Annotated in this window: 20 protein-coding genes; 14 read left to right on the forward strand and 6 right to left on the reverse strand. The window is 66.8% G+C overall.

All coding sequences use genetic code 11. The features are described from left to right. Positions 1-6: 6 nt before the first annotated feature. On the forward strand, positions 7-1,359 hold the full coding sequence (locus AC0KS4_RS11555; protein WP_225328191.1) for an aromatic ring-hydroxylating oxygenase subunit alpha: 1,353 nt from the start codon (positions 7-9) through the stop codon (positions 1,357-1,359). Then, positions 1,356-3,032: an FAD-binding protein gene (locus AC0KS4_RS11560; protein WP_238955888.1), complete on the forward strand. Its 1,677-nt coding sequence runs from the start codon at positions 1,356-1,358 to the stop codon at positions 3,030-3,032. The genes AC0KS4_RS11555 and AC0KS4_RS11560 overlap by 4 nt, the downstream gene beginning before the upstream one ends. A gap of 110 nt (positions 3,033-3,142) precedes the next feature. Here the strand turns inward: AC0KS4_RS11560 and AC0KS4_RS11565 are convergent, their stop codons facing one another. Then, on the reverse strand, positions 3,143-3,991 hold the full coding sequence (locus AC0KS4_RS11565) for an enoyl-CoA hydratase-related protein (protein WP_225328189.1): 849 nt from the start codon (positions 3,989-3,991) through the stop codon (positions 3,143-3,145). 131 nt (positions 3,992-4,122) lie between these two features. Here AC0KS4_RS11565 and AC0KS4_RS11570 point away from each other — a divergent pair, with 131 nt between their 5' ends. The 4 genes from AC0KS4_RS11570 to AC0KS4_RS11585 all read left to right on the forward strand — a co-directional run bounded on the left by AC0KS4_RS11570 (position 4,123) and on the right by AC0KS4_RS11585 (position 7,744). Next, the gene (locus tag AC0KS4_RS11570; RefSeq protein ID WP_238955889.1) at positions 4,123-4,938 is read left to right on the forward strand and encodes a nitrile hydratase subunit beta; all 816 of its coding nucleotides are present in this window, start codon (positions 4,123-4,125) and stop codon (positions 4,936-4,938) included. A 33-nt stretch (positions 4,939-4,971) separates the two neighbouring features. Beyond that, positions 4,972-5,676, forward strand: coding sequence for a thiocyanate hydrolase subunit gamma (gene scnC / locus AC0KS4_RS11575; protein ID WP_238955890.1), 705 nt, complete (start codon positions 4,972-4,974; stop codon positions 5,674-5,676). 7 nt (positions 5,677-5,683) lie between these two features. After that, entirely contained in the window at positions 5,684-6,055 is a 372-nt protein-coding gene (locus tag AC0KS4_RS11580) for a thiocyanate hydrolase (RefSeq protein ID WP_238955891.1), read from the forward strand. Between the two features lie 324 nt (positions 6,056-6,379). Then, complete coding sequence (locus AC0KS4_RS11585) at positions 6,380-7,744, forward strand: DEAD/DEAH box helicase (protein ID WP_043954887.1); 1,365 nt, start codon at positions 6,380-6,382, stop codon at positions 7,742-7,744. A gap of 15 nt (positions 7,745-7,759) precedes the next feature. Here AC0KS4_RS11585 and AC0KS4_RS11590 read toward each other — a convergent pair whose 3' ends face one another. Beyond that, the gene (locus tag AC0KS4_RS11590; RefSeq protein WP_238955892.1) at positions 7,760-8,305 is read right to left on the reverse strand and encodes a class I SAM-dependent methyltransferase; all 546 of its coding nucleotides are present in this window, start codon (positions 8,303-8,305) and stop codon (positions 7,760-7,762) included. A gap of 118 nt (positions 8,306-8,423) precedes the next feature. On the opposite strand from AC0KS4_RS11590, the gene AC0KS4_RS11595 reads away from it, so the two are divergent. After that, complete coding sequence (locus AC0KS4_RS11595) at positions 8,424-9,026, forward strand: TetR/AcrR family transcriptional regulator (protein WP_238955893.1); 603 nt, start codon at positions 8,424-8,426, stop codon at positions 9,024-9,026. Positions 9,027-9,052: 26 nt separating this feature from the next. Here the strand turns inward: AC0KS4_RS11595 and AC0KS4_RS11600 are convergent, their stop codons facing one another. Next, the gene (locus AC0KS4_RS11600; protein WP_225328183.1) at positions 9,053-10,819 is read right to left on the reverse strand and encodes an N-acyl-D-amino-acid deacylase family protein; all 1,767 of its coding nucleotides are present in this window, start codon (positions 10,817-10,819) and stop codon (positions 9,053-9,055) included. 181 nt (positions 10,820-11,000) lie between these two features. On the opposite strand from AC0KS4_RS11600, the gene AC0KS4_RS11605 reads away from it, so the two are divergent. Further along, on the forward strand, positions 11,001-11,672 hold the full coding sequence (locus AC0KS4_RS11605) for a TetR/AcrR family transcriptional regulator (RefSeq protein WP_225328182.1): 672 nt from the start codon (positions 11,001-11,003) through the stop codon (positions 11,670-11,672). 172 nt (positions 11,673-11,844) lie between these two features. Here the strand turns inward: AC0KS4_RS11605 and AC0KS4_RS11610 are convergent, their stop codons facing one another. Then, positions 11,845-12,744 (reverse strand): SDR family NAD(P)-dependent oxidoreductase, encoded by a 900-nt coding sequence (locus AC0KS4_RS11610; RefSeq protein ID WP_238955894.1) that lies wholly within the window; start codon positions 12,742-12,744, stop codon positions 11,845-11,847. Continuing rightward, entirely contained in the window at positions 12,741-12,935 is a 195-nt protein-coding gene (locus tag AC0KS4_RS11615; protein WP_225341287.1) for a hypothetical protein, read from the reverse strand. Before AC0KS4_RS11615 ends, AC0KS4_RS11610 begins: the two co-directional genes overlap by 4 nt. 557 nt (positions 12,936-13,492) lie before the next feature. Here AC0KS4_RS11615 and AC0KS4_RS11620 point away from each other — a divergent pair. The 3 genes from AC0KS4_RS11620 (at position 13,493) to AC0KS4_RS11630 (ending at position 15,553) form a co-directional block, all read left to right on the forward strand. Beyond that, the gene (locus tag AC0KS4_RS11620; protein WP_238955895.1) at positions 13,493-14,302 is read left to right on the forward strand and encodes a SigB/SigF/SigG family RNA polymerase sigma factor; all 810 of its coding nucleotides are present in this window, start codon (positions 13,493-13,495) and stop codon (positions 14,300-14,302) included. 115 nt (positions 14,303-14,417) lie between these two features. Continuing rightward, on the forward strand, positions 14,418-15,056 hold the full coding sequence (locus AC0KS4_RS11625; RefSeq protein ID WP_225328179.1) for a hypothetical protein: 639 nt from the start codon (positions 14,418-14,420) through the stop codon (positions 15,054-15,056). Positions 15,057-15,097: 41 nt separating this feature from the next. Next, positions 15,098-15,553, forward strand: a complete 456-nt coding sequence (locus tag AC0KS4_RS11630) for a DUF2231 domain-containing protein (protein WP_225328178.1) — start codon at positions 15,098-15,100, stop codon at positions 15,551-15,553. 7 nt (positions 15,554-15,560) lie between these two features. On the opposite strand, the gene AC0KS4_RS11635 is transcribed toward AC0KS4_RS11630, so the two are convergent. Then, complete coding sequence (locus AC0KS4_RS11635) at positions 15,561-16,673, reverse strand: class I SAM-dependent methyltransferase (protein WP_238955896.1); 1,113 nt, start codon at positions 16,671-16,673, stop codon at positions 15,561-15,563. Positions 16,674-16,954: 281 nt separating this feature from the next. On the opposite strand from AC0KS4_RS11635, the gene AC0KS4_RS11640 reads away from it, so the two are divergent. The 3 genes from AC0KS4_RS11640 to AC0KS4_RS11650 are packed head-to-tail and all read left to right on the forward strand — an operon-like array spanning position 16,955 to position 19,850. Then, positions 16,955-17,653, forward strand: a complete 699-nt coding sequence (locus AC0KS4_RS11640; RefSeq protein WP_225328176.1) for a TetR/AcrR family transcriptional regulator — start codon at positions 16,955-16,957, stop codon at positions 17,651-17,653. Positions 17,654-17,673: 20 nt separating this feature from the next. Continuing rightward, positions 17,674-18,897 (forward strand): cytochrome P450, encoded by a 1,224-nt coding sequence (locus tag AC0KS4_RS11645; protein ID WP_225328175.1) that lies wholly within the window; start codon positions 17,674-17,676, stop codon positions 18,895-18,897. Beyond that, a complete protein-coding gene (locus AC0KS4_RS11650) occupies positions 18,891-19,850 on the forward strand; it encodes an SDR family oxidoreductase (RefSeq protein WP_225328174.1) in 960 nt (319 codons plus the stop codon). Before AC0KS4_RS11645 ends, AC0KS4_RS11650 begins: the two co-directional genes overlap by 7 nt. Positions 19,851-19,876: the final 26 nt, after the last annotated feature.

The following is a 19,876-nucleotide window of genomic DNA, read 5'->3' on the forward strand; positions in this document are numbered from 1 at the left end:
ATGGCTATGAACGCTAGGAACGTGCCGTGGGCGGTCCGGACCCCCGATCGGATCCCCAAGCAGCGCTACTACGACCCGGATTTCTACGCGCTGGAAGCCGAGATGCTGTGGCCCCGCACGTGGCAAATGGCGTGCCGGCTGGAGGAGATCCCCCGGCCCGGCGATTACGTCGAATACGAAATCCTCGACGAGTCCGTCATCGTGGTGCGGGTGGACAGCCAGACGGTGCGCGCCTACCACAACGCCTGCCGGCATCGCGGCGTAAAGCTGGTGGAGGGCAACGGGAACCGCCGCACCTTCGTATGCCCCTTCCACGGCTGGTGCTGGGGCCTCGACGGCCACAACACGTTTGTGCTGCGGCCCGAAGCCTTCGCCGACGAGAACCTGGCCGCCGACGACCTTCGACTCGTGCCGGTGCGATGCGAGCTCTGGGGCGGTTGCGCGTGGATCAACCTCGACGACGACGCCCCGGCGCTGCGTGACTGGATGGAACCGTTCGCATCGGTGTACGACGCCTGGCAGGTCGACTCGCTGCGCGTCGAGTGGTGGAAATCGTGCCGACTGCCGGTGAATTGGAAACTCGCCGCCGCGGCGTTCATGGAGGGCTACCACGTCCCGCAGACCCATCCCCAGTTGCTGCCGTCCGCGCAGACCGGCGACGTTGCCGCGGCGGTGCACCCGGTCGTGGCGAGCAGCCTGTATTTCATGCGCACCCTCGGTGACGGCATGGCGGGCATGACGCACGAGAACGACATCCGCATCGCCGAGGGCCTGCAGAACATCGAGCTGCCGTCCGACCCGGCGGCGGCGATGGCCGCGTGGCGCAGCGCGCTGAACGACGCCGTCGTCGACTGGCATCGCGCCCGGGGCAGCGGCATGCCCGACCTCAACGACCTGGTCCGCCGCGGGATCACCGACGCGATCGGGTTCGCATTCCCGCATTACTTCATCCTGCCCACCTACAGCAGCGCGTCGTCGTACCGCATCCGGCCGCTGGGGCCCGAGGACACGTTGTTCGAGATCTGGTCCCTCGCCCGGCTTCCCAACGACGCGTCGGCCGGTAAACCGACGCCCCCGGTACCGATGGCGCCCGACGACCCGCGCTGGCCGCCGATTCCCGCCCAGGACTTCTCCAACCTGCCGCGGCAACAAAAAGGATTGCATTCCAAGGGCTTTGACTTCATGCGGTTGTCCCACCAGATCGAAGGACTGATCTCCAACTTCGAGCGTGTCATCGACGGTTTCCTGGCGGGCCTGCCGTACGACGCGCTGGTGCCCGCGATCCAGAAGACCAACACCACCATCGACGTGCCGATCGCCGATCTCGGCTTCACGGCGAGCTCCGTGGAGGCGCGATGAGCGCCCAGTGGGACCGCTCCGTGGATCTGCTAATCGCGGGCAGCGGCGGCGGTGGCATGGTCGCCGGGCTGGCCGCCCTGGACTGCGGGCTCGAGCCCCTCATCATCGAAAAGCAGTCACTGGTCGGCGGTTCGACGGGCCTGTCGGGGGGCATCGTGTGGCTGCCGAACAACCCACTGATGCGCAGGGATGGCGTCGCCGACTCGCACGAGGACGGTTTGGCCTACCTGGCCGACGTGGTCGGCGACATCGGGGCGCCGTCCTCGCCCGAGCGGCGCGAAATGTTCCTCACGGCGGGCCACGGGATGATCAATTTCCTCACCCGCAAGGGCGTCAAATTGGTCCGGTGCGCGGGCTGGAGCGACTACTACCCGAACCACAAGGGCGGCAACGCGTCCGGCCGCGCGGTCGAGGGAATCCCGTTCGACGCCGCGCAGTTGGGTGATTGGCGCGACAAGGTGCAGCCGCCGCTGGCCAAGAACTACGGATACGTGGTGCTGACCAACGAGTTGCGTTCGGTGCAATACTTCAACCGCTCGCCGCGCGCGTTCGCGGTCGCGGCCCGGGTGTTCCTGCGCACCGCCGCGGCGCGGGCCCGGCGGCGCCAGATCCTCACCAACGGCGCCTCGCTGATCGCTCAGCTGCTCAAGGCGCTGATGGATCTCAGCGACGGGCATCCCCCGCTGTGGACCGACGCCGCGATGGCGGACCTCGTCGTCGAGGACGGCCGCGTGGTGGGCGCGCGCGTCGTGCGCGACGGCACGCCGTTGAACGTCGAGGCACGCAAGGGAGTCCTGCTGGCCGCGGGCGGATTCGGCCACAACAAGGAGATGCGCCGCCGGTACAGCGGTGACCAGCCCAACGAAGGGCAGTGGTCGATCGCCAACGCCGGTGACACCGGCGAGGTGCTCGAGGCGGCGATGCGCCTGGGCGCCAAGACCGATCTGCTGGACGAAGCGTGGTGGCTGCCTTCGGTTTTCATCGCCAACGGTGGGGCCGTGGCCGCCTCGCTCGGATCGGGCCGCCAGCGGCCCGGCGCCATCTACGTGGACTCGAGCGGCCGGCGGTTCTGCAACGAATCGAACTCCTACGTCGAGGTCGGCAAAGCGATGTACGCCAACAAGGCCGTGCCCTGCTGGATGATCTTCGACGACGGATACGTCCGCAGATACGTCACCAGCGCCAACCCGCTCAAGCGGAACCAGGCGTTGCCGCCGGAGCTGATCGAGTCCGGCGCCGTGAAACGGGCCGAGACGATTGGAGAGCTCGCCGGCGAGATCGACCTTCCCGCAGACGAATTGGCCCGCACGATCCAGCGGTTCAACCGGTACGCGGCCAAGGGTCTGGATCCCGACTTCGGCCGCGGCCAGTCCGCCTATAACGACTGCCTCGGCGATCCGGGGTACCGGCCGAACGCCGCCATCGGGCCGCTCGACACCGCGCCGTACTACGCGACCCGGGTGCTCCCGGCCGACGTAGGAACGTGCGGGGGCGTGCTCACCAACGAGCACGCGCAGGTCCTCGACCAGCAGGACCGGGTGATCGAGGGCTTGTACGCCACCGGCAACACCACGGCGACCGTGATGGGCCGGACCTACCCGGGTGCCGGGGCGAGCATCGCCAGCTCGATGGTGTTCGGTTACGTCGCCGCCCGCCACGCCGCCGGCAAGTAACGGCGAAAGGACCCGTCAGGCGGGCATTCCCGCCGAACGTGACACTGTCGTCACGCTCGCCGCCGAACGTGACACTGTCGTCACGCTCGCCGCCGAACGTGACACTGTCGTCACGTTGGCGGGGACTCGTCGTCGTCGCGGTCGACGAATTCACGCGGCTTCAAGCCCGACTGCATGAGCTCGGCCCGCCGCGCCTGCACATCGGACGCGGCGCCGACCATGTTCGTCAGGATGTGACTGACCTGCAGGTGCACCCGCATGCCCATCAATTCCCACGCGCGCTTCACGTTGTTCTTGACGGCCATCAGTGTGGTCAACGGGATTTGGGCGATCCTGCGCGCCATCTCCTCGACGGTGTCCTCGAGCTGATCGCGCGGTACCACCCGGTTCAGCAGACCCCAGTCCAGGGCCTGCTGCGCGGAGAGGGTCGGCGCCAGCAGCAGCCAGTCCATGGTGCGGTGCCAGTTCATCAGCAGCCACGGCTCGATCATGGTGTGCCCGCCGGGCTCGCCGAGGCTTTGGGCAAGGGGCATTTGGAAATACGCGTCCTCGGAGGCCACGCAGAAGTCGGTCAGCAAGCCGAGATAGATTCCCCCGCCCATGCAATAGCCATGGATTTGCGAGATGGTCGGCTTGGGGAATTCCCACAGGTACAACGTCGGCCACAGGAACAGGTCGGCGGTGCCCTTGTAAAGGTCCTCGAACGTCTCGCCGAAATCCGGGTACGGGTTTTCGTCCGGGCCCCAACGCGCCACGTGCCCACCACAGAATCCCTTGCCGTTGGCTTTGAGGATGACGACCTTGATGTCCTTGTCGCGGTCGGCCTCGTGCAGGCAGTCGTCGACCTCGGTGACCAGGATCGCGTCTTTGGTGTTGGCCTTGTCCGCTCGGTTGAGGATGATCCGCGCAATTGGCGGTTCGCGTTCATAGATGACCGCTTCGAGCTCGCGCCGCTCCATGGTCGGACCATACCCTTCCGCATCCCGCGCACCGGTGATTTGGCGGTTGCGCGACCGCGGCGCGAGGAGTGAGCTGTAGTGGGTGCGCAGTGCCGACGGATGGGGCTGAGACGGCGACTCCTCTCGAACGGGTGCAGCAGCTGGACCTCGTGGCCCGGCTCAAATCCGCCTACCCCGAACTTCCGGACGCTCCCACGCCGGATCTCATCGACCACGAGCGATTCGCCGCCTACGTCAAGACCCCGCACGACGTCGGCGGCGAGCCGGACGCCCCGATCGAGTTCGAGAACAAGGAGTACGAGATCTGGGAGCACAACACCTATGTCATGTGCGAGGTGCTCGGCTGGCGCGGCATCTGGCTGTCCGAGGAACGGCGCCGGATGGGCAACGTCGATCTCGGCCGCACCATTTATCTCGGCCTTCCCTATTACGGGCGGTGGCTGCTGGCGGTCGCACGCGTGCTCGCCGAAAAGCACCACATCGGCCTGACCGAATTGGCCGAACGAATGGCCGAGGTCAAGGCCCGCTACGCGGATGGCCCGAGCGGAAAGCCCTTGGCGGCCATGCCGAAGTTCGAAGGCGATCCCGCACCCGTCAACCGCAATCGGCACCATATCCACGCCGCGGGCAAGGGTGACCCACAGGTGTACGCCGGGCAGGCCGGCGCACCGAAGTTCGGTGTCGGTGACAAGGTCGTGGTGCGCGATCTCCCCGTGCTGCTCTACACCCGCACCCAGGAATATGTGCGCGGCGCGACTGGCGAGATCGCGGTCGTGTCCTATGAAAGCCCCGCCGCCGAGGACGAGACGTGGGACGGCGCGGACCAACGGCCCGAGTGGTTCTACATCGTCCGGTTCAACCTCTCCGAGCTGTGGCACGGCTATACCGGTCCCGGCAACGACACCCTGCAGACCGAGATCCCGGAACGATGGCTGGAATCGGCCTAGCCACGGGATCCGAGTTCGAGAAAGGACTACGGCATGAGCGCTGACGAACACGATCACGAGCGCACCGCCGCGCCCATGGTGGATGAAATCACCGACTTCGAAGTCCTCGAGATCGCGCTCCGCGAATTGTGCATCGAGAAGGGGCTTTTCACCGCGGAGGATCATCGCCGCTTCACCGAGTTCGCCGAACAGATCGGCCCGACGCCCGCGGCGCGCCTGGTGGCGCGGGCCTGGCTCGATCCCGACTACAAGGAGCTGGTTCGCTCGGATCCGCTTGCCGCCAGCAAGGAGGTGGGCGTCGACTGGCTGGAACCGACCGGATTCGGGACCCCGAGTGACTTCACGGCCCTCCACGTGCTCGAAGACACCCCGACGCTGCATCATGTGATCGTCTGCACGCTGTGTTCGTGTTATCCGCGGCCGATTCTGGGCAATTCGCCCGAGTGGTATCGGACGCCCAACTATCGCCGCCGCATCGTCCGCTGGCCCCGCCAGGTGCTCGCGGAGTTCGGCCTGATCCTCCCGGAGGACGTCGAGATCCGGGTGGAAGACTCCAACCAGAAGCACCGGTTCATGGTGATGCCCCTCCGTCCCGACGGAACGCAAGGCTGGACCGAAGACCAACTCGCCGAGATCGTCACGCGCGACTGCCTGATCGGTGTCGCGCTGCCCAAGCCGGGGGTGACAACCAACGCCGTCACCCAGACCCGAGCCGCCGTCCATCCCGCGACGCCCTGAGGCACAGATGAGCACCGCGCACACCCCACGCCCGATCGCGGAATCCACGGTCGCGCCGCTGACGAAAATCGTTGAGCGCAACCAGGTCTGGAGTCGTATGGCCGCGAAGTACGGGGTCGACAACCCGGTACCGCCCTGGCAGACCAGCCTCGACGGGATTTGCGATGCGATCGACCAAAGCCGTTGCGGCGCAGAGGCCCTCGGGTTCGCCGAGCGGCGGGAGGATGAGGACACGCTGTCGGCGACCGTCTACGCCGAACTGCCCTACCCGGAGAACCGGCTGGTTGCGCTGGCCCACTCGCTCGTCGCGCGCGGCGTCATCGACGAATCCGAACTCGAGGCAAGGCTGGCCGCCGTGCGGGCCAGGTTGGAATCCTGAGCGACGTCATCGCAAATAGTGAGCTCCAGCACAACAACCCTTGCTTTTCGCGGCTGATGAGGGGCTTCGGTCGGCGATGCGCTACGCTGGCGACAACGTTGGCTTCGTAACACTGCATGCCAACACCGTCGTGGAACGCTTCCTCATCCCCCTGGTGCCCAGCGAAGAAGATCGCGCTTGACACCTAGATGAGCGTGCATCGTGCACTAGCTTGTCTCGCGGCGATCGATTTTGCCACCCGGCAATCTCGCCATCCTCGTGCCGATGCCCGCGTGACCTCTCGTCTCCGACACGGCACCACCGATGCCTGAAAGGCACCGAAAAGTGACTACCGACAAGACTTTCGCCGAACTCGGCGTGGGCAAAAACATCGTCAGCGCGCTCACAGCGCGCGGCATAACACACCCCTTTCCGATTCAGGTGGAAACCCTGCCCGACACACTCGCCGGCCGAGATGTCCTCGGCCGCGGGAAAACCGGCAGCGGAAAGACTCTCGCATTCTCGATCCCCCTCGTCAGCCGCCTCTCCCCCGGAAACCGGCGCCCCGCACGACCATCGGGGTTGGTTCTCGCGCCCACCCGCGAGCTCGCAACGCAGATCACCGCGACGCTCGAGCCGTTGGCGGCGGCCTGCGGCCTGCGGGTCACCACGATCTTCGGCGGGGTATCGCAGAGCCGTCAGGTGTCCGCGCTCAAATCCGGCGTCGACATCGTCGTCGCCTGCCCCGGCCGGCTCGAGGACCTGATGAAGCAACGTGTGATCAGCCTCGAGGCGATCGAGATCACCGTGATCGACGAGGCGGATCACATGGCCGACCTCGGTTTCCTGCCCGGCGTCACCCGGATCCTGGCCGCGACCCCGAACGGCGGCCAACGAATGATGTTCTCGGCGACCCTGGACAATGGCGTCGACAAGCTCGTCACCCGGTTCCTCCAGAACGAGGTGTTGCACTCCGTCGACGGGGCCGACTCACCGGTGGCGCAAATGACCCATCACGTGTTCCACGTGGCCAACGCTGCGGCCAAGAAGGACCTGGTGCACCGGCTCGCTTCCGGCACCGGGCGTCGGATCCTGTTCATGCGCACCAAGCATCAAGCCCGCAAGCTCGCCAAGCAGCTCACCGAGTCCGGCGTTCCGTCGGTCGACCTGCATGGCAACCTGTCTCAGCCCGCGCGCGAGCGCAACCTGGCCATGTTTGCCTCCGGTCGCGCCCGCGTGCTGGTGGCGACCGATATCGCCGCGCGCGGTGTGCACGTCGACGAGGTCGAACTCGTCGTGCACATCGACCCGCCGAGCGAGCACAAGTCCTACCTGCATCGGTCGGGACGCACCGCGCGGGCGGGAAGCGCCGGTGATGTCGTCACCGTGGTGCTGCCCGAGCAGCGCCAGGATACGCAGGTGTTGCTGCGCAAGGCCGGCATCAAGGTCGCTCCTCAGCAGGTGACCGCGACGTCGGATGCGGTGCAGGTGCTCGTGGGTGAGGTCGCGCCCTACCAGGCCCCGGCGCCCGCCAACGTTCCCGCGCGCCAGCATCGCCAGAACACCGGCGGTAACCGGGGGCGACGGGGCAACGCCCGGTCACCCAAGGCCAGTTCCCCCGCCGAACCGGCGATATCGCACCGCAACGCCACACCGACGCGGCGGCTGGATCGTCGCCGCTCGAGCCGCGCACAAGGCAGCGCCGGATAGTCCGCCTTCTGGCGGTCAGGCTCGCGCCAGCAGCCAGGCCTGACCGCCTCCTTCACCGGCGGCGACCGGTTCCAGTTGGGCGAACGCGGCGGTGAGCTCGCCCGGCGCCGCGCGAAACGGCCCCGGTGGCGCCCCCACCTCGCTGAGCACGGCGATCGCCAGCAGCCCACCGGGCGCCAGGCGCTCGATGATCGCACGGTCGAGGCGACGGTCCCGGAACTTGCAGCAGAGGACGACGTCGACGGGCGCACCCGCCGGCAGGCCGCCGTCGAAATCGGCGACGTCGAAGCGACAGCGGCCGGCCACCGAGGCACGCTGAGCCAAATCCCGCGCGTGGGCGATCGCCACCGGGGAGATGTCCAGCCCCACCACGTCCAGGCCGCGCAACGCCAGCCAGACCGAGCCGATTCCCTGCCCGCAGGCCAGGTCGAGCGCGGTGCCGGCGGTGGGAAACTCCTGCGCGTGGCGCGCGAAAACATCGGGCGGCGCAACCGAATCCAGCGTCGGCGGCGCCTTCGCCGCGTACCGCTCGTCCCAGCGATGCCGGTCCGATTCGCCCATACGCGACACTCTAGGACCCGCTTCTTCTGGACAGCTGTCTGCTATTGGAATCGCGCGGCGAAGACGACCGCGAGGAATGGAAGTTGTTGGCAGCGGGCCGCCTTCCTACACTGGACGAGTGTCCAAAGAGGCGTCGTTCCCGGCGGTTGTCGCCGGAACCGCCGCCGGTGCGGCCCGCCGGTCGGATCGCCGTCCGGGCCAGACGATTCGCAAGGTACTCGATGCCGGGTTGGAGGAGTTGCGGGAATCGTCGTACGCGAACCTGACGATGCGGGCCGTGGCGACTCGCGCAGGGGTGTCACCGGCGAGCGCCTACACCTACTTCCCGTCGAAGAGCGCGCTGGTCGCCGCGGTGTACCTGCGCTTCCTGCGCGACCTGCCGCTGCACACCGACGTCAACGAGACGACCAAAACCCGGGTCAGCGCCACCTTGCGGGACATGGCGGTGGTGGTCGCCGATGAGCCGGAGTTGACCGCCGCGTGCGGCGCGGCGCTGATGGCCGACGATCCGGCGGTCACGCCGCTGCGGGAACAGATCGGCGAGGAGGTGTCCCGGCGGATCGGCGCCGCGTTGGGGCCGGGTTGGCCGCGTGCGGTGAAATCCACGCTGCAGATGACCTTTTCGGGGGCGCTGATGACCGCCCGGTTCGTCAGCTTCGCCGAGGTAGCCGGCCAGCTCGACGAGGCCGTCAACCTGATCCTGGGCGCCTCGGTGGCGTGAAAGCCCTTGCCGCGCAAGCTTATCCGTTAGCCGGTGGCGGCGAGCTTTCGGGAGGGGCGGCCCGCCCGCAGGAACTGACCGAATCGTTCCTTGCCCAGCGCCGGCGCGGCCTTGCCCGCAGCGAACGCGAGCTTCCCCGACACCAGCACGGCCGTGACGGTCTCGTCGTTGCGGTTGACCATCCGCGACAGCCCGCCGTAGGACTCGACGGGATGCTCGGCGTAGCGGTCGAGGGAGTCGTCGAGCTTGTCGGGATCGATGACGACGATGTCGGCGCGGTCACCCTCGCGCAGCGTCCCGGCGTCGATGCCGTACCACTCCCCGAGCTCGCCGGTCAGCCGGTGCACGGCGTGCTCCATCGAGATGAACGGCCTGCCGGACTTCTCGGCGTCGTGCGCGTGTCGCAGCAGGCGCAGTCCGGAGTTGTAGAACGCCATGTTGCGTAGGTGCGCGCCCGCGTCGGAGAACCCCATCTGGATGGTCGGGCTCTGGGCCATCTTCTTGAGGACCTCGGGGCGGTGGTTGGAGATCGTGGTGCGCCAGCGCAGCTTCTCGCCGTGTTCGACGACCAAGTCGAGGAAGGCGTCGACCGGGTGCAGCCCGCCGCGCTCCACGCCGACCTGCCCGAACGATTTGCCGATGACGGATTCATCGGGGCAGGCCACGATTTCGGCGTCGAAGAAGTCGCGGTGCCAGACCCGTGGCCCGAACTTGCTGTCGTAGTCCTTGCGGAACTTGCGCCGATACTCCTCGTCACGCATGAGCTGATTGCGCTCGATCTCGGTCTGCAGGTGCAGCGCCGCCGCACCGGAGCCGAACTCCTCGAACACCACCAACGAGATCCCGTCGGCGTAGACCTCGAACGGCACCGGCAGATGCTGCCAGCGGAAGTTGCCGCCGAGGGCGTTGACGACGCGGGCGAGCCGGTCCATGACGTGAATGACGAACGGGATGGCCTTGATGTCGGCCGCCGACAACAGGCTGGTCTTCAGCCGGGGCCGGCGGAACCCGAGCGACGTCAGCAGCTGCGAGAGCACCGACAGCGGGTTCTTGATGTCCGGGCCGGACTGCAAGATCTTGTCGCGGCGCCGCAGAATCGCGTTCAGGCGGCGCAGCTCGCGCGGTGACGCGTACGTCGACGGCAGCGTGCGCGACCGGCAGACTTCGCCGTCGAGTTTGTCGAACAGCAGTTGCTGGGAGGACATTCCGACGAAACCTTCATCGAGCGCATCGTTCAGCATCGCTTCCATGCGGGCGAGTTCCGCCGCGGACGGCCGGACGTCCTTGCGCGTCGCCCGATCCAGACCCATCGTCGCCGCGCGCAGATCGGAGTGGCCGATGAAGGCCGCGAGGTTCGGACCCAGGTTGAGGCGTTCGAGTTCGGCCACATACTCCCTGGGATTGGTCCACGACCGCGCCGCGTCGAGGTGCTCGATGACGTAGCGCCTGGGGATGGCTTCGACCCGGCCGAAGATGTCACCGGCGTCAACGCTGTTCAGGTACACGGTGGACAGCGAACACGATCCCAGCATCACGGTCGTCACACCATGCCGCAGCGATTCGGAAAGGTCAGGCGCGCAAAGGATTTCGACATCATAGTGGGTGTGGATGTCGATGATGCCGGGGATCACCCATTGGCCCGTCGCGTCGATGACGTCGGCGCCGGTCGTGTCGAGTGGCCCCTCGGCGATGGTGACGACGCGGCCGTCACGTACCCCGATGTCCCGCAGCGCCGAAGGTCCTCCGGTCCCGTCGAACCAGCGCCCGTTGGTGATCACGGTGTCGTACTGCATCGGTCGGCCTTTCTGCCGGGCGCCCTGCCTGCTGGATCCACAGTGATCATACATACTGGGCATAGTGTCTGGCCGCGTTCTCGGTCCGCGACGCGATGGTTAGCCAGCAACGGCGGCGCCGCGACGGACGCTATGATCCAGCTGTGGGGATCACCGCCTACCGGTTTGCCGTTCGGTAATCATGCGCAGTCACGGTTGGGCAGGAAATACTCCGGCTTCCGATACGGAGGCCATCGAGCGCATCCTCGACGCCGCCGACAGGATCATCGACGAACGCGGTTCAGCGTTGCGGATCGCCGACGTGGCGCGGGCGCTGGGCGTCACCCGCCAGACCGTCTATCGCTATTTCCCCGGAACCCAGGCGTTGTTGGTGGCGTCCGCGATGCGTTCGGCCGACGGCTTCCTCGATCGCATGGCGGCCCATCTCGAAGGCGTTACCGACCCGGTCGTGGCCATCACGGAGGGGATGGCCTTCGCCGTCGAGGAGCTGGCCTCGGACAATCAGGTCGAATTCGTCCTCAACCAGCGCCATCGCGGTGGCCAGAAGGTGTCGATCATCTCCGATACCGCGTTGGCATTCGGTCGGTCGATGCTGCATCGCTACGACATCGATTGGGAGCATTACGGTTTCGACGAGGCGGGCCTGGACGAGCTGAACGAATTCTCGTTGCGGGTCCTGCATTCCTTCCTCACCGACCCCGGGCGGCCGCCGCGCAGCGGAGCCGATCTGCGGCGCTATCTCACCCGCTGGATCGGGCCGGCGATCGCCTACCCGCAGCTGGTCCGCGCGATGGATGCGCTGGGCACCGCCGAGCCGCCGCGAACGCGCCGGCGCTCGTCAAAGGCATCCTGACCCGGACCGCCGAAGAGGCTCGCACGTACCGCACCCGCCGGGCGCCCCGACGGTGGCCATACATTTCCATCGATATGTCCATCGCGGGTGTGTTCGCCCGTAAACGGTGCGGGGCCCGCCGGCCCGGATCATGCGGCAGGCGGCGGCTTTCGGACGTCCGGTGCGCCACCGCTCATCGCGCCTCGGTCGCGGCGCCGATCATGTTGTGCACGTCTTCCACTGACCACGGACCGGCCTCGTGGTGATCGCGATAACCCAACAGGCGCGGCGTGTGGCGGTCGAAGCTGCCGACGAAACCGCCCGCGGCCACGAGGATCTGGCCCGTCACGTCACGCGCCAAGTCGCTCGCGAGATAGGCGTAGACCGGGGCCACGAATGCGGGCGGCGCGCTGTCGAGCGAGGCCCGCATCGTCACGTCGTCGAGCAGCCCGCGGCGGTGCAGGTCTTCGATATGTCTTTCGTACTCGAGACCCGTAGAAAGCCGCGTCCTGGCGCCGGGACACACCACGTTGGCGCGAACGCCGTGGGGCTTCAGTTCGGCGGCGATGGCCATCGTCAGGCCGTTGACGGCCCCCTTGCCCGCGGGGTAGCCGGTCCCGCCGTAGTCGCCCAGAAACGCCACCGAACTGGTGTTGATGATGGCTCCGTGGCCCTGCGCGGCCATGACCGGCGCGGCGGCCCGGCACGTGTGAAACGCCGTGCCCAGGTGCGCACCGATCAGCCGGTCAAACTCGGCCGCGGAGATCTTCAGGATCGAGGAACCCGGCGGCTCGGCGATTCCGGCGCAATTGATCAGCGAGTCCAGCCGCCCGAAAGTGCTGACGCACGCGTCGACGAGTGTTTGGGCCACGCGTTCCTCATCCGCGGCTCCCACCACCGCGGCGGCGCGTCCGCCCGACGCGATGATCGCGGCGACCGTCTCCTCCACGGCGTGCCCGTCGCGCCCGTTGACGACCACACCGGCGCCCAGGACGCCCAACAATTCGGCGACGGCGCGTCCGATCCCGCGACTGCCACCGGACACCGCCACCCCGCGCCCCTCCAGCAGGGCCTGCGCGCCACGTCCGCTCACCGGGAGCCCCGGCACACCGCACGGCCCACGTAAAGCATTGCGCGCGAATCGCTCTCGCGATCGGTCCCACGCACGCCACTGGATTGGATCATGAACATCAGGCGAACGATACCGAAGCGAACACTGGCGCCGATCATCTTCGGGCCACCCGAGTCGCAAACGCCCTCTTCAAACCGGGTGTTCGCGTCCATGGCCCAGCCACCAACCCGCAGGCGGCGCCAGCCGAGCGAGACGACGACTCTGTTTGCCAACCATGCCGCGTCCTGGGTGGTCGGGCCGCCGGTAGTTCACAACACCGCAGCTCGGGACCATGACGGCAGCCAGCGTGCAGGCGCGGCGCCCAGATCGCCGACTTGCTGAACGCCACTAGTACACCGCGGAAACAGTTAAGCAATGCCACCAACCGGCTGCCGGGACCGATCGCCGGGTGCTGCGCGGGGGCGTATAGTCTCCACTGAAGTCCGCTTCTGGACTTGTCGCCGTTTAGCTCAAAGCGGCCAGTCAGCCCCACGGCTACTGAGCTTGGTACTGGCTCCGGCGATCAAACACCCGAGAGTCATCTCCCCGTTGGTAGCGCGGGTGCGGTGGGTAAACGACAAGTCCCGCGGATCAGGATGCAGTGGAGGCGACTGTGCGGCGTTCCGCAATGTCTTTCTGCATAGACTCAGGGAAGTGAGTCGGCAATGCAAACTTGTTCTCGCGCAGGCGTTTACGCGATTTTTCGAGTGAACACAAGGTGCGTCGCCCGATGACCAACACGATTGCCCCAACCCGTCCGGCACCGGCAGGCGCCCGACAATCAGACGATTCCTACGACGACGTCGTCGACATGTTCGTGGAACTGAATCAGATGCCGGCCGAATCGCATGAGTACGGCCGCCAGCGCGAACGCATCGTGGCCCGATGCCTACCACTGGCCGACCACGTGGCCAGCCACTTTGCCCGCCGGGGCGAAGGCCTCGAGGACCTGATTCAGGTCGCGCGCCTGGGCCTGATGAACGCCGTCAACCGGTTCGACCCCGCGAAGGGCCCCAGCTTCATCGGGTTCGCCGTCCCCACCATGATGGGCGAGGTCCGGCGTTACTTCCGCGACCACAGCTGGGGCATGCGTGTGCCACGGCGGCTGCGCGAGCTGCACGTCCAAATCAGCAGGGCGACAGCCGATCTCGCCCAGCAGTTGGGGCGCGCCCCCACCGCCGGCGAGCTATCGCAGATGCTCGAGGTTCCACGGGAGGAGATCGTCGAATGCCTCGTCGCGGGCGATGCCTACCGGCTCGATTCCCTGGACGCACCGCTGGGCGCCGATAGTTCCGGAACGCCGCGCTCGGTGGCCGACTCGGTGGGCGACATCGATCCGCAGATCGAGCACATCACCAACCGGGAAGCGCTGCGCGTCCTCGTCGCCACGCTGCCGCCTCGCGAACGCGACGTTTTGCGCATGCGGTTCTTCGAATCGATGACGCAGAGCCAGATCGCGGAGCGGATCGGGGTGTCGCAGATGCAGGTCTCGCGCATCCTGGCAAACACCCTGCGCTGCCTGCGCGACCAACTCGAGTAACCCATCCGGCACCCAGTACGCTCCGCGGCGTCCCTCGCCGCGGAGCAATGTACTGTGCGATTCGAAGGACGGACCCGACGCGGTCGCCGGGAAGACCTGGAAGGGAACTCGATCGATGAGGATTTCACGAGCGCTGCTCGCGGGTGTCGCAGCGACAACGGCGCTGGCGGTGTCGGTGTCCGGCTGCGGCAACAACAAGCAGCAACCGTCGACGTCGAAGACCGGATCCGCGACCTCGGCAACCTCCGCCACCAGCAGCCCCGGCTCGGCACCACCGTCGTCGTCGGCGGCACCGGCACAGCCCAATGAGTACGCCCGGCTGCTCATCCAGGCGAGCGACATCAATGCACCGGTTCCCTTTACCGCCGCTCCCCCGACGAGCAATCCCAATGGGCAGCCGGGCGTGGCGACGACCTTCAAGGACGACGACGGCAGCCACGCGATCAAGGTGACCATTGGTGTCTACGACGACCCCGAGGCGGCGACGAACGCGTTGAACGCCGCCAAGGGCCAACAGGGCGGCGTCGTCAAGGACCCGACCACGCAACCGTCGAACGTCGGCAGCGGCGGCACGATGCTGATGGGAAACGCGCCCGACCGCAGTAAGGGTGTGGTGATCCTGCTCTTCACCGAGGGAAGGGCGCTCGCCACGCTGCAGTTCGACGGCCCGACCGACACGCTGGCCCCGCCTGATTTCGTCAACGATGTCGGCCAGAAGCAAGACGCGGCCATCAAGAAGGGGCTCGGCGGCTAGGCGCTGAGCAGGCCCGAGCAGACCCCCAGCCGAGGGACGCCATGAACGTCATCGGGATGCCGGCTCACGCCCTGTTGCTGCATTTCGTGTTGGTGCTCGTGCCGCTGACCGCCGCGCTGGAGATCGCGTGCGGGCTTTGGCCGGCCGCCCGGCGCGGGCAGCTGATGTGGCTCACGCTGATCTTGGCGGCGGTGACGATGGTGTTGACGCCCATCACCATCGACGCCGGAGCGTGGCTCTACGACCGCCAGGCCAACCCCAGCCCGATCCTGCGCGAGCACGCCGAGCGGGGCGGCGTCATGACCTACTTCTCCGCCGCGCTGCTGGCGGTTGCCGTCGCGCTCATCGCGCTCCGTGTCGTCGAACGCCGATCCGATCAGCGCCGCGTGGTGCTCCACGTCCTCGTCGCGATCGTGGTGCTCGCGACCGGCATCGCGTCGACGCTCCAGATCTACCGGGTGGGCGACGCCGGCGCCCACGCGGTCTGGGGCGGCTGAACAGCCGCTAGTGCTGCACGGGGCGGTTTCGATCGAGTTTGCCCAGCCCGGTGATTTCCAGGCTGACCGACTTACGTTGTCCCGCAGCGCCAAGCATGAAAAGCATGTCGGATAGCGGCGCGCCCAGCCAAAATCGCCAAAACCTTTTGCGGAAAAAGGTCCAGGCGTAGCTGCCGCTCCCGATCGTCCAATGCAAGGCCATCGTGACCAGGTAGTAGATGGCCCGTTTCGGGCGTGCGGTAACCATCTCGAGGTTCATCTCCCACGCCTCGAGGCCCCACGCGCGGTAGCGCCATTGCAACTCGTACTTGTTCTGGAACTCGTAGAACGCCAGCATTTCGCCATTGGTGACCAGATATTCGTCAAAGACAAGGATCGATCCCTCGACGAAGCGGTCCTTACAGGTTTCCAGCGCGTGCAGGCAACTCTCGTAGGTATCCAGATCCATGTGAAAAAGCTTGATGATGGCGTCCGGCCGGTCGGCCAGGAATGGGGCCAGCGTCTCGTAGGTGCTTCCCCTGATGAACTCCACCTTGCGGCCGAGCGCGTCGGGCACCCCGTCGTGCAAGCTGACGCCGGTATCCCGGATGAAACGTTGCGCCACCGGCTCCGCCAGTGAAAAGGTCCCGCGCTTGATGACGGTGTGGTCATCGATCTGCCAGTCCTCGACGAGCCCGGAAAAGGTATCGAACCCGTACACCGTGCGGTTGGAGGCGTCAGAGATGAGCCGGGTCGACCAGCCCGCCCAGACGCCGAGGTCAAGCAGCAATTCGTCAGGATCGCCGGGGCTTGGCGTCGCCAGGCGCGAGGCCTCCCACAGCAGCGTGTGGCCCCCGATCTTGCACCGACGCAGATCCGCGAGCGTGCGCCCGATAAACGAACGATATGCATCGTCGTAAATTTCGATGTCCCGCGCATACAAATTGGGGATATAACGGTCCCGGCCCTTATAGACCAAGCGCGCGCACAGCAGCGCCACAACAATCAGGGCGACCCCGATGAGGAGAACCGGCTGGAAGTAGCATGCCGCAAACACAATGGCCGCGATGCCGATAAGAATCGCTTTCCATATGCGGTGAAGCCCCGTCCGATCCACGGTCCGCGTGTCGATTACGACCACCGGTTCTGCCTCCCGATTTCTCGTCCGGATTAGACATCTCACGACCAATTTCGTCAAGGGGCGGCCCTGCGGTGCCCAGGGGATGCCGCCCGGCGTGCCCGGCGCGGCGCCCCGCATTCCCGGTCAGCTAACAACCGTGACGCGGGCGGAATTCGCTCGCAGCACGCCGAATTGGAATTCGACGGACCTTTCGGCCGCCGTCATCGGGCGCCGGCGGGCGGGATCCGGGGCCGCCGCGGAACCCCCAACTAAATAAATTGCTTGATTTAACCCAGCGGCGCGTGTTCACTGAGGCGATGACCGCCGAGCGGATCGCTCGTTCCGAAAGGTCGACGGGCACCCGAGAGGCGCTCTTGTCGGCCGCCGAGGTGTTGTTCGCCGAACGCGGGATGTATGCCGTGTCGAACCGGCAGATCAGCGAGGCGGCCGGACAGGGCAACAACGCCGCGGCGTGTTACCACTTCGGGAGCAGGGTCGACCTGCTGCGCGCGATCGAAGCCAAACACCGTGACCCGATCGAGGAGCTGCGCGCGCACATGCTGGCCGCGGTCGGCGATTCCGCCGAGCTGCGGGACTGGGTGGGCGCGCTGGTGCGTCCGCTGACCGAACATCTGGCCGCGCTGGGAACCCCGAGCTGGTATGCGCGATTCGCCGCCCAGGCCATGGCCGATCCCACGTATCGCCACGTGGTCACCAAAGATGCGCTGGCCTCGCCGTTACTGGTGGAGACGCTCGAGGGCATCAACCGCTGTCTCCCCGAGCTGCCCAAGCGGGTGCGTTCCGAACGGATGGTGATGGTGCGCAACCTGCTGATGCACACCTGCGCCGAGCACGAGGGCGCGCTGGCCGAGCACGGGCCGCGATCGCGTTCGGCCTGGCCGGTCGCCGCCGAAGGGCTGATCGACGCGATCGTCGGCCTGTGGCGCGCGCCCGTCCACGTGGCCGCGGCGGGCGGCCAGCCGTCACCGACAACCGCGTAAGCCGAACACCGAGGAGCACGATGACCGAAGGATCCACCGCCACCGATATCCCGGAGTTTCCGATGACACGCGCGCCGGGGTGCCCGTTTTCCCCGCCCCCGCAGGTATTGGAGCTCAACGCCGACAAGCAGCTGAGCCGGGTGCGGATCTGGGACGACAGCACACCGTGGCTCATCCACGGCTACGACGCGATCCGCGCGCTGTTCACCGACTCCCGCACCAGTGTCGACGACCGGCTGCCGGGTTATCCGCACTGGAACGCGGGCATGCTGGCCACGGTGCACAAGCGCCCGCGTTCGGTGTTCACCTCCGATGCCGAGGAGCACACCCGGTTTCGCCGGATGCTGTCGAAACCGTTCACCTTCAAGCGTGTTGAAGCCCTGCGGCCGGCGGTGCAGAAGATCACCGACGATCACATCGACGCCCTGCTGGCTGGGCCGAAGCCGGGCGACGTCGTCAGCACCCTCTCGCTGCCGGTCCCCTCCCTGGTCATCAGCGAACTGCTGGGCGTGCCGTACGAGGACGCGGAATTCTTCCAGACCCAAGCCCAGCGCGGCATGGGCCGTTACGCGACCGAGGAGGACACCGCGCAAGGTGCTGCCTCGCTGGCCAAGTATCTGGCCAACCTGGTTCGGACGAAAATGCAAAGCCCCTCAGAGGATTTGGTGTCCGACCTCGCCGAGCGGGTCAACGCCGAAGAGATCAGCGTGCGCGAAGCCGCACAATTGGCGACCGGTGTGCTGATCGCGGGTCATGAGACCACGGCGAACATGATCAGCCTGAGCATCGCCGCGTTGCTCGAGCATCCCGATCAGCGGGCACTGTTGCGCGACACCGACGATCCGAAGGTCATCGCGACCGCGGTCGAGGAGCTGATGCGCTACCTGAGCATCATCCAGACCGGTCAGCGCCGAATCGCCGTCGAGGACATCGAGATTGGCGGCGAGACGATCCGCGCCGGCGATGGCATCATCCTCGACGTCGCCCCGGCGAACTGGGATGAGCGCCAGTTCCCCCACCCGGACCGCCTCGACCTTTTGCGCGAAGACGGGCCGCACGTCGGGTTCGGCTACGGTCGCCACCAGTGCGTGGGACAGCAGCTGGCCCGCATGGAATTGCAGATCGTCCTGCCCACCCTGCTGCGCCGCGTCCCCACGCTGCGGCTTGCCGTGCCGCTGGATGAGCTTCCGTTCAAGCACGACGCGCTGGCCTACGGCCTCTATGAGCTGCCCGTGACATGGTGAAGCCCGATCTCGCGCTGAGTGTTCCCGATCTGCGCGGCAGGTTCGCGGTCGTGACCGGGGCGAACAGCGGTTTGGGGTTCGGCCTGGCGAAGCGGCTGACCGCCGCGGGCGCCGACGTGGTGATGGCTGTCCGTGACCGGGTCAAGGGCGAACGGGCGGCCGCCGACATCCGCCGAGAGGTGCCGCAGGCCAAGCTCTCCATCAGGCAACTCGACCTGTCGTCGCTGGAAAGCGTGGCGGCGCTGGGTGAACAGCTCACCGCCGAAGGGCGCCCGATCGACATTCTGATCAACAACGCCGGCGTCATGACGCCGCCGCAGCGCCAGCAGACCCGCGACGGCTTCGAATTGCAGTTCGGGACAAACCATTTAGGCCACTTCGCGTTGACCGGACACCTGCTCTCGTTGCTGCGGGCGGCGGAATCCGCGCGGGTGGTGACGGTCAGCAGCCTCGCCGCGACCCAGGGCAAGCTCGACTTCGGCGATGTCAATGCGCAGCAGGGCTATAAGCCCATGCATTCGTACGGGGTCGCCAAATTGGCGCAACTGATGTTCGCCGTCGAATTGGATCGGCGCAGCCGCCAGGGTGGCTGGGGGTTGATGTCCAACGCTGCGCACCCGGGCCTGACCAAGACGAACCTGCTCAGCGGCGCCTCGTACGGCCGCGACAAACCCACGTTGCAGGCCCGGTTGACGCAACTGACCTGGCGCGTGATGCCGTTCATGTGGCTCGACATCGACGAAGGCATCAAGCCGTCCCTCTACGCCGCGGTGTCCCCGGATGCGCAGGGCGCCATGTATTACGGTCCGCGCGGCTTCTACGAGACGGTCAGGGGTGGAGTCACTTTCGCTCGAGTCCCCCGGTTGGTGCGCAGCGACACCGACGTGCGACAGCTGTGGCAGCTTTCCGAGCGGCTCAGTGGCGTCACCTATCCCGACCCAGATGCACAATGATGAGTGATCCCCGATGAAGGGACGAT

It is taken from the genome of Mycobacterium sp. NTMscope_MAC_12 (assembly GCF_976985675.1).